Origin of the sequence: Amycolatopsis sp. PS_44_ISF1, assembly GCF_032335455.1 — a bacterium.
Lineage (GTDB): Bacteria > Actinomycetota > Actinomycetes > Mycobacteriales > Pseudonocardiaceae > Amycolatopsis.
Map to the genome: position 1 here is coordinate 224,353 of NZ_JANUXO010000002.1, position 15,077 is coordinate 239,429.

Consider the following 15,077-nt stretch of genomic DNA (forward strand, 5'->3'; position numbering starts at 1 on the left):
CGTTTGTGCCACCGGTCCGAACAACCGGGACTTCGGGAAAATCAGGCGTAAGCGGGCGAAAGAGGGCCTATTCGGTAGAGCGCGCACGGGGCATCCGGTGGTATTCCCTCACCCATTGGCGCTTCGCTGCGCAGGACGGCGCCCTGGTGGGCGGCCACGCGCTCGAGGGCCGCCAAGGTCATTTCATCGCGTTCGGCGGCCACGACTTCGAGCTGCCGGGCACCCGATCGGACCTGGGGCCGTACGGCCGCCAGGAGCAGCGTTGCCCGGGCGCCGGCCCGGTCGAACTCCGGCAGTAAGGCCCATTGCGCCACCACGTACTCTTCCGGCGCCGCCGGGCTGCGGTGGCCGAGAACGAAACCCACCGGCTGCACTCCGGAAACCGCGATCAAGGACGTATCGGAGAAATCCCGGACGTAAGCTGCGTAGTATTCAAAAGAATTCTGTTCGATGAGTTCGGACTGTCCTGCGATACGCCGGACTTTCCCGCAATCAGACAATACTGGTGCCCGGAAATCAATCATAATGGCAACTCCCCAGTTCGCCTCGAACGGTACTGCCGAGCTCATGATCGGGACAAGGTCCCGCATCGCGTTCACCCGGAAAGACCAGCATCACCAACGGTAAGCACCAGGGTAACCCCGGTGGTTAATGGTGAAAACACGTCGTGCTATTCGGTGGCGTGAGAGTGCAGATTCCAGAGAAATACGGACGTTTCTTGCCCGAAACATGGCCGTAACCGGACGCTACAGCGCTCTTTCCGCAGCCGGCGCGGTGGCCGGCCGCGCCGCGACCACCATGGCGATCCCGGCCGGTTCGGCCCCCGCCCGGTCGGCCACCCGGTTCCGGTTACCGGTGCTGCGGCCGGTCGGACCGGCCCGGAGTGCTCGTCACGGCAGCGCTGTGCGTTGGGGGTTCGGTGGTGCCGGGCGCGGGGAAAGCGGGAGTTGCCGAGGCGCGTTCTTCTCCGGTGGCCGGGGAACGCTGGAGGCCGGGGATGAAGGCGGCCACGGCGAGCGCGATGAGCGCGGCTGCGGCGCCGATGCCGAGGATGAGCCGGAAAGCGCCTTGCGAAGGGAACTTTGCGGTACCGGCACCGATCACCATTTGGGCGAGGACGACCCCGGTCACGGCACTGGAGACCGAGGTGCCGATCGAGCGCATCAGGGTGTTGAGGCTGTTGGCGGCCGCGGTCTCCGAGATCGGTACCGCGCCCATGACCAGCGCGGGCATCGCCCCGTAGGCCAGCCCGATGCCCGCGCCGATCACGCACGAGACCAGCACCAGCTGCCACACCGTCGCCATCATGAAGAGGCCGAGCCCGTAGCCGAGCGCGACCACCAGCGCGCCCAGCATCAGCGTCACCTTCGGTCCCCGCGCGGCGGAGATCCGGGCCGAGCTCGGCGCCACGGCCATCATCACGAGCCCGTTCGGTGCCATCACCAGCCCGACCACCAGCAGCGACTGCCCGAGCCCGTAGCCGGACGCCGCCGGCAACTGCAGCAGCTGCGGCAGCACCAGCGACATGGCGAACAGGGCGAAGCCGAACACCGCGGAGGCGATGTTGGTCAGCAGCACTTGGCGGCGCGCGGTGGTGCGCAGGTCGACCAGCGGGTGCGGGGCCCGCAGCTCCCACTTCCCCCACACCAGCGCGACCACGACCGCTCCGGACAGCAGGCCCAGGGTCAGGCCGCTGGCCCAGCCCCACGTCGATCCCTTCGACACGGCCAGCAGCAGCGCGACCAGCACTGCCGACAGCCCGGCCGCGCCGAGCAGGTCGAAGCGGCCGCCCGCGCGCACGCCGGACTCCGGGACCAGGGCCTGCACGAGGGCCAGCACGAGCACGCCCAGCCCGGCCGAGGTCCAGAACAACAGGTGCCAGTCGGCCTTTTCCGCCAGGAGGGCGGACGCGGGCAGGCCGAGTGCACCGCCGATCCCCAGCGAGGCGCTCATCATGGCGGTGGCCGGGCCGAGCCGCTCCCGGGGCAACGCATCCCGCATGATGCTGATGCCGAGCGGGATCACCGCGGCCGCGAGGCCCTGCAGCACGCGGCCCACGACCAGCAGCGCGAGGTCTTCGCTCAGCGCCGCGACCACCGAGCCCGCGATCAGCAGCAGCAGACTCACCAGGAGCAGGCGCCGCTTGCCGTACATGTCGCCGAGACGGCCCATCGTGGGGGTCGCCACGGCTGCGGCCAGCAGGGTCGCGGTCACCGCCCACGCGGTCTCGGAAGCGGTGGAACCGAGCAGGGACGGGAGTTTCGGCACCAGCGGGATGATCATCGTCTGCATGAGCGAGACGACGACGCCGGCCAGCGCCAGTACTCCGACGATCACGCCGGGTCCGCGTTCGGTCTTCGCGCCTGCTCCGGAGCTCATGGGTGAGCCGCCCTTCTCGTTCGGCACTGGTTTCGGATCCTGCGGAACTGCCGGTGCGCCGTCCGGTCACCAGGTCACGGGCAGCTCGTGCAGCCCGTAGATCACCGCGTCGTACTTGAACTTCACTTCGTCCAGCCCGACCGCGGCGCGCAGGGTGGGGATGCGCCGGAGCAGGGTGGGGTAGACCACCTGGAGTTCCATCCGGGCCAGCGGCTGGCCGACGCAGTGGTGGGTGCCGCCGCCGAACGCCTGGTGACCACGGGCATTGCGGGTCAGGTCGAGCTGATCGGGGTCGGGGAAGACCCCGGGATCGCGGTTGGCGAGCTCGCCGAGCAGGATCACGCCGTCGCCCGCGGGAATGGTGCGCCCGGCGACCTCGATGTCCGCCACCGCGGTGCGCCGCCGGCCCAGGTGGACGATCGACAGGTAGCGCAGCAGCTCCTCGACCGCGTTCGTCACCACTCGCGGGTCGTCGGTGTCCCGCAGCAGCGCCAGCTGCTCGGGGTGCTGCAGGAGGGCGAGGGTGCCGAGGCTGATCATGTTGGCCGTGGTTTCGTGGCCGCCGAGCAGGAGCAGCACGCCCATCGTGGCCGCTTCGCGCGCGGTCAGCTCGCCTGCGACCACCTGCGCGCCCAGCGTGGAGAGCAGGTCGTCGTCCGGCTCGCGGATCTTTTTCGCGACCAGGTCGCCGAGGTAGCCCGACAGCGCCGCGTGCGCGGAACCGCGTTCGGCCGCGCCGGCGGTGGCCGAGACCAGCACCTTGCTGTTGCCCTGGAAGAACTCGTGGTGCTCGTAGGGGACGCCGAGCAGGTCGGAGATGACGAGCGAGGGCAGCGGCAGCGCCAGTGCCTGCACGAGGTCGGCGGGCCGGGGCCCGGCCAGCATCCGGTCGACGAACTCGCCGGCCCGGCGCTGCACGGTGGGGCGCATCGCCTCGACGCGCTTGATGGTGAAGGCCCCGCTGACCATCCGGCGCAGGCGGGCGTGCTCCGGGTCGTCCATGCCGACGAAGCTCAGGTCGGTGCCCCCGCCGTGGCTGTGGGCCGGATCGATCGGGCTGGGGAAGCGGGGTGCGGCGAAGTCGACGCTCAACCGCGGATCGATCAGCAGCGCCTTCTGCTCGGCGTGCCCGGTCACCACCCACGGGGTGGAACCGCCCCAGGACCGGACCTGGCTGACCGGTCCACGCCCGGACAGCGCCCGCAGCTCGGGTGACGGCGCGAACGGGCACTCCGCCGAGCGCGGCGGCGGGAAATCGGGAAGGGCTCGGGCGGGCTCGGGCTGGGCAGGCATGGTGGGGCTCCGGTTCGGGCAGACGGGGACGGTGCCGTGGCACGGCAACGGCGAGGGTCAGGACGACGGCGTCTTCGCGGGGGAGGTGTCTTCGCGGGGGAGGCGTACTGCGCGGTCAGCTCGGCGCGCGGGAGCCGGGCTGGCCGGGGCGTGTTCCAGTCGAGAACCGCCTCGGTCCCCCCCGGGGCCGGTGAAGCGATCCTCGGCGATCTCGGCCTGCGCCTGCGGTGTGCGAAGACCGTGGATCCGGAGCTCGGCGTCGAACCGGGGCCGCCGGGCATCCTCGCCGCGGATCCGCCCCCTCGGCGGGCGGTTCCAGCGCCGCGGGCGAAGCGAGGGAATGGCCGAATGACTCGGCCGGCCAGATCCTCGTCATGGTGCTCCTCCGTTCCGGTCTGGAGGCAGTCGATCACGAGCCAGGTCTTAAGTCAATCAGTTGATTTAATTTGATTGCCCGAAGACGATCGCGGGCAGCGCGGTGCGCCGCCCCCGCATCCGGTGGGGCGGGTCGATCTCAAGGACGTCAGGGACGAGGAGGTGACCCGGCTCCGGTACTCGCGGCCGGCGGGTGGTCCGCATCGGCTCGGTGGCCCGACCGCAACGCGTAGCGTCGCTCGGCGTAGGCGAGGTCGTCGCGCCAGAGCCTGGTCGCCGTGCGCCGTACGAGGGGCCGGATCACCGGCGCGAGCTTGGCGGCCACCGCGAAGCCAGGACGTTCGGAGGACGCGATCGTCGCTTCGACGACCGCGGTGCGCGGACGTCCGTCGAGGCCGGGGCCCAGGGGCGTCGCGTGCGTCTCGACCACGCTGCCGACGCCCTCACCCTCGACGATCCGCATGACGACCGTCCGAGGTCCGGGGCAGACGAACTCGGCCAGGACGGGCACGCCCCACCGCCCGGCCAGCCGGAACGTCACCTCCACCAGGAAGCGGTCCTCCTCGTCGCGGACATCCGGGCCCCTCGGCGCTTCGAGCACGCGGAGGCGGGCGAAGGAGTAGGGGTGGAACCAGGCGCCGTGCCACGGGTCGAGCCGGTTGGCCACGACGTCCTCGGGCTCGCAGATCCCGGTGAGCGTCGCGACGGCGTCGAGGCGCGCCGCGCCGGGCCGTTCGGGCACCACGGGCCGGTCCGTCGGCTGCTCGCGGCCGAGCAAGTCGAGGCGGGCCCACACGAGCACGCCGTCGTCGTGGGCCGGGACCGGTGACCAGCCGCCGCGGCGTTCACCGTCGAGCCGCAGGCCGTGCCACCGGCAGAGCAGGCCGCCCCGGTCGGTCCGGGCGTCGGCCAGGGGAGCGCCCAGGTGCGGGCAGGCACCGGGGCCGATCCGGACCGCGCCGTCCTCGCCGCGCCAGGCGACGAGTTCCGTCCCGCCCACGGTCGTGCCGAAAGGACGGTCGGCTCGCACCGACCGGCTGGCGCCGATCACGAACCAGTTGCCCGACCGCCGCGCCGAAGCCCGCCGGCCCGCGGCTTCGATGAGCGCGGGCGGACAGTCCTGATAGGTCGGTTCCTGGCTTGCCCATCGCGGCTCGCGAAACGGCTGGATGGGCCATCGCCGCGGCCACAGCCCGGCGAGGTGCTGGCTGGCGCTCATCCGCCCATCGTCGGGGACCGGCGGCGAACGCGCACGGCGGGCCGATCCGCATCGGTCGCGGGTCGGCCCTTCGTGGTGCAGGGTGAAGTCACACGGTGCATCGTTTGGACATCGAATGCGGCCACGACGGAGGAGCCCGGATGGCAGTCATCCCCGATACCGCCCCGGCGGCCCGGCTCGACGAGCTGCGCCGCCGGTGCGCCGGGCACGTCCACGGCTTCGTCACCGAACGGGTGCGGGAGCACTTCACCGGACGAGCCGCCGACACTCCGGCGCGCACCGTGCTGCCGGAGTTCGTGGCCGATGGCAAGTTCCTCCGGCCCCTGTTCGCCTACACCGGCTGGTGCTGCGGCCGACCGGACGACGAGGCCGCTTTGCGCGCCGCGGCCGCGCTCGAACTGCTGCACTGCTTCGCCCTGGCCCAGGACGACGTGATGGACGGCTCCGAGCGCCGGCGCGGCCGCCCGGCCCTGCACGTCAGATTCGCGCGCTGGCACGAAGCCGAGGGCCTCGGCGGGTCCGCCGGGCGGTTCGGCGAGTCGGCCGCGATCCTCGCGGGTGATCTGTTCCTCGTCTGGTCCGAGCAGCTGCTGCGCGGCAGCGGGCTGCCGCCGGAGGTCCTCGCCCGGGGCTGGCCGGTCTACGACCACCTGCGCTCCGAACTGGCCGTCGGTCAGCTCGGCGACCTGGTCAACGAAACCCGGGCGCGGCCCGCGTGGGACGACGTCCTCGACGTGGTCCGGCGCAAGTCGGGCAACTACACCGTGCGGCGGCCCCTCGAGTTCGGCGCCGCTCTCGCCGGCTGCGACGAGCAGGTCGTGCACGCCCTCGGCACCTACGGCGGCCTGGTCGGCGAGGCGTTCCAGTTCCGCGACGACCTGCTGGGGGTGTTCGGCGACCCCGCCGTCACCGGCAAGCCGGTCGGGGACGACCTGCGCCAGCGGAAGGCCACCACGGTGGTCGTGCTCGCCGCCGAGCTGGCCGACCGCGGGCAGCGCGCCGAGCTGGCCGGCCTGCTCGAACTCGGTCTCGTCGACCCCGCCGCCGTGCAGCGCTGGCAGCGGCTGATCACCGCCACCGGCGCCCGCGACCAGCTGGAGAAGCTCATCGACGAACGGATCCGCCACGCCCTCGAGGTGACCGACCTGGCCGACCTCCCGCGCCAACCCGCGGACGCCCTCGCCACGCTGGCGTTGCGGTGCACCGAGCGGGTCCGGTGAAGACGGTCACCGGGCGCACCGACCGCGTGGTCGTGGTCGGCGCCGGCCTGGCCGGGCTCTCCGCCGCCCTGCACCTGGCCGGGCGGGGCCGCTCGGTCGTGGTCGTCGAACGGGACCCCGGCCCGGGCGGCCGGGCCGGGCGCGTGGACCTCGGCGGCTACCACCTCGACACCGGCCCGACGGTCCTGACCATGCCCTCGATCCTCGGCGACGCCTTCGCCGCCGTGGGCGCCGACTCGGCCGCGCACCTGCGGCTGACCCGGCTCGAACCCGCCTACACCGCGCGGTTCGCCGACGGTTCGGTCCTGCCGGTGCACACCGACCCGGACCGCATGTCCGACGCCGTCCGGGACTTCGCCGGGCCGGCGGAGGCGGCCGGGTACCGGCGCCTGCGCGACTGGCTGACCCGCCTGTACCGCGCCGAGTTCGACCGGTTCGTCGCGGCGAACTTCGACTCGCCGCTCGGGCTGCTCACCCCGGACCTGGCCCGGCTGGTCGCGCTCGGCGGGTTCCGTCGCCTGGACCCGCGGATCGGCGCGTTCCTGACCGATGAACGGCTCAAGCGCGTCTTCACCTTCCAAGCGCTGTACGCGGGGGAGTCACCGATGCGCGCGCTCGCCCTCTACGCGGTCATCTCCTACATGGACACCGTCGGCGGGGTCTACTTCCCCCGAGGCGGGATGGCCACCGTGCCCCGGGCCCTGGCGGAAGCGGCCGCCGGTGCCGGGGTCGAGTTCCGCTTCGGCACGGCGGTCACGGCCCTCGAACGCCGGGGACGCCGGATCACCGCGCTGCACACCGACGACGGCGCCCGGATCGCCGCGGACGCGGTCGTGCTGACCACCGAACCCCACGAGAGCTACCGGCTCCTCGGCCGCGCGCCCCGCCGCCCGGTGAAGCTGCGCGCAGCGCCCTCGGCGCTGGTCCTGCACGCCGGCGGCCGCGCCGAGCCGGCGCTCGGGCACCACACGATCTCCTTCGGGGACGGCTGGGCGTCGACCTTCCGTGAGCTGATCACCGACGGGATGCGGATGAGCGACCCGTCGCTGCTGATCACCCGGCCGACGGCGACCGACCCGTCCCTGGCCCCGCCGGGGCGCGACCTGTACTCGATCCTGGCGCCGGTGCCGAACCTCGACCGCGGACCCCGCGACTGGGACGCCGACGCCGCGCCGTATGCCGAAGAGATCCTCGAGCACGTCCGGACCCGGCTGCTGCCCGGCTTCACCCCCGAACTGTCCCACGTGCTGAGCCCGGCCGACTGGCGGCGCCGCGGCCTGGTGGCCGGCACACCGTTCAGCTACGCGCACTCGTTCGTCCAAACCGGACCGTTCCGGCCGCGGAACCGGCCGGCCGGCACGGAGAACGTCGTCCTGGCCGGCGGCGGGACCGTCCCCGGCGTGGGCGTCCCGACGGTCCTGCTCTCGGGCCGGCTCGCCGCGGACCGGATCACCGGCAGCGTCCGCACCACGACCACCACCCTCGACCTCGCCGCGAAGGACCACCGTTGACCAGCCGCGAACTCGACGCCGCCGGCATCACCGAACCCGGACTGCGCCAGGCCTACCGGCGCTGCCGCGAAGTCAACTCCCGGCACGGCCGGACCTACTTCCTGGCCACGCGCCTGCTTTCGCCCGCCCAGCGCCCGGCCGTGCACGCCCTCTACGCGTTCGCCCGTCGCCTCGACGACCTCGTCGACGAACCGGCACCCGGCGCCACCCCGGAAGGTCTCGCCGCCACGCTGCACGAGGTCGAACGGCACTTCCGCACCGAACTCGCGGCCGGGCACAGCGACGACCCGCTGCGCACCGCCGTGATCGACACCGCCGCTCGGTACGACATCCCCGAGCCGCACTTCTCGGCCTTCTTCACGTCCATGCGCATGGACCTCACCGTCACCGCCTACCCGACCCGGGCCGCGCTCGAAGGCTATGTGCACGGCTCGGCCGAAGTCATCGGCCTGCAGATGCTGCCGGTGCTGGGCACCGTCGTGCCGCGCGCGGAGGCCGCCCCGCACGCCGCCGCCCTCGGGAAAGCGTTCCAGCTGACCAACTTCCTGCGCGACGTCGCCGAAGACCTCGGCCGGGGCCGGGTCTACCTGCCGGCCGACGAACTCGCCGCCCACGGCGTCGACCGCGACCGGCTCGCCTGGTGCGCGCGCACCCGCCGAGCCGACCGGGCGGTGCGGCGGGCGCTGGCCGAGCAGGTCGCGCGGACCCGGCGGATCTACGCCGAGGCCCGCCCGGGCATCCCGATGCTGCACCCCGCGTCCCGGCCGTGCCTGCGGACGGCTTTCACGCTCTACGGCGGCATCCTCGACCGCATCGAAGCCGCGGACCACAACGTCTTCGCCGGCCGGGCCCGGGTGCCGCGGCACCGCCGGCTGCTCGCGGCCGGGGACGCCCTGGTCCGGGCCCGGTGGGCCCGGCGCCGTCACCCGGTGGCGGTGGCCTGAGGTGGCCAGGTTCGAGTACCTGTTCGTCCTCGCCGCGTGCGTGGCCGTGACGCTGCCGCTGGAACTGGCCGGCGCGCGGGTGTACCGGCGGCCGCGCCGGCTCGCCCGGGCGGTGCTGCCGGTCGCGGCGGTGTTCCTGGTCTGGGACGCCGTCGCCGTCGTCGCCGGGGTCTGGGACTTCGACCCGGCGTTCGTCACCGGGCTGCGTGCGCCGCTGGGGATCCCGCTGGAAGAGGTGCTGTTCTTCGTCGTCGTCCCGGTCTGCGGGCTGCTGACCTACGAGAGCGTGCAGCTCACCGGCCGGCTGGTGGCGCGCGCGCAGCGGCGCCGGTCGCGGGTGCCGCACTGATGCCGTGGGGCTACACGGTGCCCGCCGTCGCCGCCGTGGTCGTGGTGGTCGCGGCGGAACTGCTCGTGCTGCGCACCGGGCTGCTGCGCCGGCCCGCCTACTGGGTCACGATGGCCATCGTGACCGCGTTCCAGGTGCCGGTGGACGGGTGGCTGACGAAGCTGTCGGCCCCGATCGTGCGGTACGCGCCCGGGGGCATCACCGGCTGGCGGTTCCCGTGGGACATCCCCGTCGAGGACTTCCTGTTCGGCTACGCCCTCGTCACCGCGGTCCTGCTGCTGTGGGAACGCGGGAAGTCGCGAAAGGACAGTGCATGAGCTCGTTGTCCGGCACCGGGTTGCCCCGGGGCGAGGTACCGGCCGCGTTCGACGGCGGTGCCGCGGCCTACGACCGGCTCGTCGGCATCAACCCGGGCTACCATCGGCACCTGCGGATCTCCGCGCGGCGCCTCGGGGCCGCCGACGGCTCGCGCGTCCTCGACGCCGGATGCGGCACGGGTGCCTCGACCGCGGCGCTGCTGTCGGCGCTCCCGCACGCCCGGATCACCGCGATCGACGCCTCCGCCGAGATGCTCGCCCGGGCGCGGAGGAAGAAGTGGCCGGCCACGGTGGACTTCGTGCCCACCCCCGTAGAGGCTCTGGCGGACGAGGGCCCGTTCGACGCGATCTTCGCCGCCTACCTGGTGCGCAACCTCGCCGATCCCGACACCCAGCTGAAGAAACTGCACGATCTGCTGCGGCCGGGTGGCCGCATCGCCGTGCACGAGTACTCGGTGCGGGACTCCCGGCGCGCCCGGTGGAGGTGGAACGCGGTCTGCGGCGCGATCGTGATCCCGGCGGGCCGGCTCGCCACCGGCGACGCGACGCTGTACCGGCACCTGCGCCGCAGCGTGCTCGCCTTCGACGGGGTCGCCGACCTCTGCGCCCGGCTGACCGGCGCCGGGTTCACCGACGTCCGCACCGGCACCGTGCCCGGCTGGCAGCGCGGGATCGTGCACACCGTCCTGGGCGCCCGCCCGTGAAGCCGGGACGCGACCGGCGGGTCGAAACCCACCCGGCGCCCGCCGGGCTGACCGACGCCGGGCGGCTCGGGCGCCGGCCGCGGGCCGCCGTCGTCGGAGGCGGGATCGCCGGGCTGACCGCCGCCACCGGCCTGGCCGAACGCGGCGTCGAGGTCACGGTGTTCGAGCGCGAGCGGCACCTGGGCGGGCGGGCCGGCGGCTGGGCCGAGCGGCTACCGGACGGTACCGCGGTCACGATGAGCCGCGGTTTCCACGCGTTCTTCCGCCAGTACTACAACCTCCGCGCGCTGCTCGCCCGCACCGACCCCGGACTGGACCGGCTCACCGCGGTCGCGGACTACCCGCTGGTCGACGCGCAGGGCCGCACGGACACCTTCGCCGGCTTGCCGCTGACCCCGCCGTTGAACGCGCTCGCCTTCGCCCTGCGCAGCCCCACGTTCCGGGCGCGGGACCTGCTCCGGCTCGACGGACGGCGGGCGCTGCCACTGGCCGGGGTCGCCGTGCCCCGGATCTACGAACAGCTCGACCGCATCGACGCCGCGGCGTTCCTCGCCGCGATCAACTTCCCCGTCGCGGCCCGGCATCTCGCCTTCGACGTGTTCTCCCGGAGTTTCTTCGCCGACCCTGGCGAGCTGTCGGCGGCCGAGCTGGCGACGATGTTCCACCTGTACTTCCTCGGCTCGGCGGAAGGTCTGCTGTTCGACGTCCCGGCCGAACCGTTCCCGCAGGCCCTGTGGAACCCGCTGGGGGAGTACCTGGCCGCGCGACGCGCCGACATCCGCACCGGGGTTTCGGTCGCGGTGGTCGAGCCCGAGGCCGAGGGGTTCCGGGTCGACGGCGAATTCTTCGACGCCGTCGTGCTCGCCGGTGACGTGCCGGGTCTGCAACGCGTCACGGCGGCTTCCGCCGGGCTGGGCCCTTCGGACTGGCGTGCGTCCGTGGCGGATCTGCGTACGGCACCGCCGTTCGTCGTCCGCCGGCTGTGGCTGGACCGCCCGGTCGACGCCGAGCGCCCCGCGTTCCTGGGGACGGGCGGCTTGCCTCCGCTGGACAACATCAGCGTCCTGGACCGCTACGAAGGCGAGGCGCGCCGGTGGGCCCACCGGCATCGCGGCTCGGTCGTCGAGCTGCACGCCTACGCTGCCGGTGCGGACACCGGCCGTGTCGCGAAAGAACTGGACGGGATGCTGCACCGGCTCTATCCCGAGACCGCCGACGCCGGTGTGGTCGGGGCGGTCACGCTCGTGCGGCAGGACTGCCCGCTGTTCCCGGTCGGCGGTTTCGCCCGCCGGCCCGCGGTCGTGACTCCGCAGCCCGGTCTGGTGCTGGCCGGGGACGCGATCCGGATCGACCTGCCGGTCGCGCTCATGGAACGCGCGGCCACGACCGGCTGGAGCGCCGCGAACACCTTGCTGCGGCGGTGGGGGCTGGCCGGCCACCCGCTGCGCTCGGTGCCGAACCACGGGCGGATGGCGGTGCTCGACCGGCTCGCCGCCCGCAGCGGAGGGCCTACTCCGGCGCGGTGAGCAGGGCCACCGCGTCGCCGAGCGATTCCGGGCGCCTCACCCCCGGCCGGCGCGCCGGCCATCCGGGCCCGGTCAGCACCAGCCGGGCTTTGCCGCGCAGTCGCGGGGGCTGCGCCGGTTGGCTGCTCCACACCACCACGGCCGTGGGACGGGTGCGCTGGATCGCGTCGCGGAGGGCGCCTTCAGGGATCGAGGCGCCCAGCAACAGCGCGGCGCGGCCATTTTCGGCGAGGGCCGCGCGCAAGGCTTCGAGCGGCAGCGTGTGCCGGTCGCCATCGGCGCAGGCGAGCACCACCGTGGTCCCGGTGCCGACCGGTGCCGGGACGCGGTGCAGGGCGACGGTGATCGCCCAGGTCAGGAAGTGCACGAGATCGATGCAGTGGTCGGGATCGGCCGTGGCCGGGCCGCTGAGCGCGCCGAGGGCCGGGCGGCAGAGGCCGTCCCAGGTGGCGACGACGCCTTCGGCGCTCAGCTGGGCTTCGAGCAGGGCGATCGACGTCTCGGTGTCCAGCCGGGTCACGGCGTCCAGCAGCAGCCCCACGTCGGCCCCGCGGCCGGGGTCGAAGGCGCGGAAGGCGGCGGTGCCGGTGCTGAAGCCCTGGTCGATGAGGTGCTTCATCCGCACCAGCGCGCGGACGTCGGCGCTGCCGTACCGGCGGTGCGCGCCGGTCTGCGGTGCGGAAAGGGGGAGGTCGTACCGGCGGTGCCGGGCGATTCCATCGGGACAGTGTGGCGGAACCGGCGCACCGGTGCTCAGCTGCCCGGGCGGTCGGCCTCCCCTCGCCAGGCACCGGCCGCCTTGCCCTGCGGTGCGGTGTGTGCTGGCGGTGGAGTCCGGGATCAGTGGGGGGCGAGTCAGCGGGCCAGGTCGGCCCCCACTACGACGGCCGGGCTCACTCGCATTCGGCCCGGTGCGCCCCCGGCTCGGAGGAACCCGGCCGCCGCGACGAGGTCGAGCCCGGAGCACCAGTGGCACGGCGACCGGACGTACGCCAGGCTGTGCCCCGCTCCGACCACGGTCGGCCCGGCGAACGGCAGGAGCCGATACCGCCGCCGCTGAGCGGAAGAAGCTCCAAGCCCGTCGGCGCATCTCAGACGTGACGACCCGGTTGTTCGCCGACCGCGGTTTCGCGGCGGTCACGATCGCGGAGACCGCCGTGGCCGCCGAAGTCCACAGTCACCAACTACTTCCCCCGCAAGGAAAACCTGCTTCTGGACCTGCAGGGGCACACCTTCGGCCGCCGCTGTTCCAGTGACCCTCTCGCCGGGTGGGCCGACCCCGGCGAACTGCGCGACACAACCCCGGTGGTTCGCCATTCCCACGGTCTCGAGGTGGGGCGGCGACCCGCCCTCCGGTCAGAGCTGACCGCGGAATTGGGCATCGGTCAGGTGCCCGGAAGCGCCGACGTAGTTCGATGAGCCGATGAAGCCACGGAAGGTGCTGTAGGTCTTCATGCCCTGGTAGGTCGAGTCACCGCCGCTGCCGCCGAGTACGGCCCAGTCGGTTTCCTTGTCGATGTTGAAGTAGTCGAGCATCTTCACCCGCTCACCGCCGGGGGCGGTGAAGTAGCTGGTGAAGCCGCCGAGGTCGCGCATCCACTGCACCTTGTCGCCACCGCTGCTGCTCGAACCGGTTTCCGGGATGGCCAGGGGTTTGCCCGGGGCGATCGCGGCGACCTGCCGCAGCGCCTGGTCCAGGATCGTGCCGGGCTGCTGCCAGCCCGAGGAGTGCGCCGTGCCCCAGTTGTAGGCGTCGACCCCAGCCCAGTCCACATAGGACGAACCGGGGTAGTAGTCCGCGGCGTTGCCGCCACCGCAGCCGTTGATGCTGACGCAGCTCATCGGGATCCACATCCACTGCACGTGCGCGGAGTCCAGGCCGTGGGTGGTGAACGCGTCGTGCACCCGGCGCCAGGCCGCGGCGTAGTCGGCCGGGCTCTGGCGGTCGCTGCGCGACCACGGGTACCAGTTGCCGTTCATCTCGTGACCGAAGCGCAGGTACAGCTTCCGGTCGTCGGAGGTGCCGTATCTTCCGTCCGCGCCGGCGGCCCAGGTGTGGAGCATGTCGGCGTACTGGGCGATGTAGCCGTCGTACTTGCCCTGGGTGATCGACACGTCGATGGAGCTGGTCGAGGTGTGGGTGTTGGAGTTGAGGTACAGCTCCCAGGTCAGCAGCGGGACGCTGCCGTTGTTCCAGGCACCGGTGAGGTCGCTGCGCGCGGCGTTCAGGTCGTCGGGGTTGAAGCTGTGGAAGTTCACCTGCACCGCCGGGGTCTTGCCCAGCCAGCCCGCGATCGACGCCGGGCTGGTGTAGCCCGGGAACACGCCGTAGAGGATGTTCGACGCGCTCGCCGCGCCGGCCGGCCCGGTGAGCCCGGCCGTCGCCGCCACGGTCACCGTCACCGCGGCGGTCAGCCGCTTCCACCACACTGTCATCGCTGTCCAGCTCCTCACTGCCCTCGGGCGATCGGCTCGGACGATGGGTGGCGGCTCACCGGCTCCGATGCCACTGCTGGTGACCGGGAGGTCACTCGACGACATCGTGCGGATTTCCGGTGGCGAGCACAACGGCCGACGGCATTGTGTTCATTGTGTTCGCCGGCCGAGCCGTGCGACCCGGTCCGGCCGGGTCAGCGTGGTTCGGGTCCGGGGGTGGTGCCGGTCCACCAGGGTGGGGCGGGTGGGTCGAGGCGGAGCTGGTAGGCGGGGCGTTGTCCGCGCCAGCAGGCGGCCAGTTCGGTGGTGAGGGTGGTGCAGGCGGAGAGGCTGCGGCGGTCGTCCCAGGTGTCTGCGGCGGCGGCGGCGTCTTGTGCGGCGGGGCCGGCTGTGTCGGTGAAGGCGAGGACCGCGGTGATGGCGGTGTCGGGGTGGCCGGTGCGGGGGTGGGGGTGGGGGGTGTAGAGCTGCAGCTGGTGGTTCTTGGCGGCCGCGGTGCGGGTGAGTTGCTGGGCGAGCAGGTATTCGACCGTTTCGGCGTTGCGCCGGCGGCGGGTCCAGCGTCCGGGGGGGTCGGCGGGTTCCTGGGTGGCGGCGATGACTCCGCACGCGCGGGCGAGTCCGACGCCTTCCCAGAGGGTCAGCACGATGTGCGCCGTTGCGGCGGGGTCGAGGGTGGGCAGCGTCTCGGCGAGCCGGGTCAGCGCGGCCGGCACGTCGTCGTGCGGGGCGGAAGGGGGCACGGGGTGATTGTTCACGGTGCGCGACAGGCGCCGCACCCGAAGCTACCGGATCGGGAATATT

At 73.0% G+C, this 15,077-nt stretch carries 14 protein-coding genes; 7 read left to right on the forward strand and 7 right to left on the reverse strand.

Annotation, left to right across the window (positions count from 1 at the left end; genetic code table 11):
- Nucleotides 1-41: 41 nt before the first annotated feature.
- The 4 genes from NYF13_RS15825 to NYF13_RS15840 all read right to left on the reverse strand — a co-directional run bounded on the left by NYF13_RS15825 (nucleotide 42) and on the right by NYF13_RS15840 (nucleotide 5,266).
- Nucleotides 42-599 carry a hypothetical protein gene (locus NYF13_RS15825; RefSeq protein WP_315657607.1) on the reverse strand — a complete coding sequence of 186 codons (558 nt, stop codon included), beginning with the start codon at nucleotides 597-599 and terminating at the stop codon, nucleotides 42-44.
- A 250-nt stretch (nucleotides 600-849) separates the two neighbouring features.
- Nucleotides 850-2,379 carry an MFS transporter gene (locus NYF13_RS15830; RefSeq protein ID WP_315657609.1) on the reverse strand — a complete coding sequence of 510 codons (1,530 nt, stop codon included), beginning with the start codon at nucleotides 2,377-2,379 and terminating at the stop codon, nucleotides 850-852.
- 66 nt (nucleotides 2,380-2,445) lie between these two features.
- Nucleotides 2,446-3,672, reverse strand: a complete 1,227-nt coding sequence (locus tag NYF13_RS15835; protein WP_315657612.1) for a cytochrome P450 — start codon at nucleotides 3,670-3,672, stop codon at nucleotides 2,446-2,448.
- Between the two features lie 523 nt (nucleotides 3,673-4,195).
- Nucleotides 4,196-5,266, reverse strand: coding sequence for a DUF5914 domain-containing protein (locus NYF13_RS15840; RefSeq protein WP_315657614.1), 1,071 nt, complete (start codon nucleotides 5,264-5,266; stop codon nucleotides 4,196-4,198).
- Nucleotides 5,267-5,406: 140 nt separating this feature from the next.
- On the opposite strand from NYF13_RS15840, the gene NYF13_RS15845 reads away from it, so the two are divergent.
- The 7 genes from NYF13_RS15845 to NYF13_RS15875 are packed head-to-tail and all read left to right on the forward strand — an operon-like array spanning nucleotide 5,407 to nucleotide 11,837.
- Nucleotides 5,407-6,486, forward strand: coding sequence for a polyprenyl synthetase family protein (locus tag NYF13_RS15845; protein ID WP_315657617.1), 1,080 nt, complete (start codon nucleotides 5,407-5,409; stop codon nucleotides 6,484-6,486).
- The gene (crtI, locus tag NYF13_RS15850; RefSeq protein ID WP_315657618.1) at nucleotides 6,483-7,997 is read left to right on the forward strand and encodes a phytoene desaturase family protein; all 1,515 of its coding nucleotides are present in this window, start codon (nucleotides 6,483-6,485) and stop codon (nucleotides 7,995-7,997) included. The genes NYF13_RS15845 and crtI overlap by 4 nt, the downstream gene beginning before the upstream one ends.
- Nucleotides 7,994-8,941 carry a phytoene/squalene synthase family protein gene (locus NYF13_RS15855; RefSeq protein WP_315657619.1) on the forward strand — a complete coding sequence of 316 codons (948 nt, stop codon included), beginning with the start codon at nucleotides 7,994-7,996 and terminating at the stop codon, nucleotides 8,939-8,941. Before crtI ends, NYF13_RS15855 begins: the two co-directional genes overlap by 4 nt.
- Before the next feature lies 1 nt (nucleotide 8,942).
- Nucleotides 8,943-9,290 carry a lycopene cyclase domain-containing protein gene (locus tag NYF13_RS15860; RefSeq protein ID WP_315657622.1) on the forward strand — a complete coding sequence of 116 codons (348 nt, stop codon included), beginning with the start codon at nucleotides 8,943-8,945 and terminating at the stop codon, nucleotides 9,288-9,290.
- Entirely contained in the window at nucleotides 9,290-9,607 is a 318-nt protein-coding gene (locus NYF13_RS15865) for a lycopene cyclase domain-containing protein (RefSeq protein ID WP_396287354.1), read from the forward strand. Before NYF13_RS15860 ends, NYF13_RS15865 begins: the two co-directional genes overlap by 1 nt.
- A complete protein-coding gene (locus tag NYF13_RS15870) occupies nucleotides 9,604-10,311 on the forward strand; it encodes a class I SAM-dependent methyltransferase (RefSeq protein WP_315657624.1) in 708 nt (235 codons plus the stop codon). The genes NYF13_RS15865 and NYF13_RS15870 overlap by 4 nt, the downstream gene beginning before the upstream one ends.
- On the forward strand, nucleotides 10,308-11,837 hold the full coding sequence (locus NYF13_RS15875; protein ID WP_315657626.1) for an FAD-dependent oxidoreductase: 1,530 nt from the start codon (nucleotides 10,308-10,310) through the stop codon (nucleotides 11,835-11,837). Before NYF13_RS15870 ends, NYF13_RS15875 begins: the two co-directional genes overlap by 4 nt.
- Here NYF13_RS15875 and NYF13_RS15880 read toward each other — a convergent pair.
- The 3 genes from NYF13_RS15880 to NYF13_RS15890 form a co-directional block, all read right to left on the reverse strand.
- A complete protein-coding gene (locus NYF13_RS15880; RefSeq protein ID WP_315657627.1) occupies nucleotides 11,821-12,456 on the reverse strand; it encodes a MerR family transcriptional regulator in 636 nt (211 codons plus the stop codon). The two genes, NYF13_RS15875 and NYF13_RS15880, sit on opposite strands and share 17 nt — an antisense overlap.
- A gap of 737 nt (nucleotides 12,457-13,193) precedes the next feature.
- The gene (locus NYF13_RS15885; protein ID WP_315657629.1) at nucleotides 13,194-14,273 is read right to left on the reverse strand and encodes a glycosyl hydrolase; all 1,080 of its coding nucleotides are present in this window, start codon (nucleotides 14,271-14,273) and stop codon (nucleotides 13,194-13,196) included.
- Between the two features lie 194 nt (nucleotides 14,274-14,467).
- Nucleotides 14,468-15,016: a hypothetical protein gene (locus tag NYF13_RS15890; RefSeq protein ID WP_315657630.1), complete on the reverse strand. Its 549-nt coding sequence runs from the start codon at nucleotides 15,014-15,016 to the stop codon at nucleotides 14,468-14,470.
- Between the last annotated feature and the right edge of the window lie 61 nt (nucleotides 15,017-15,077).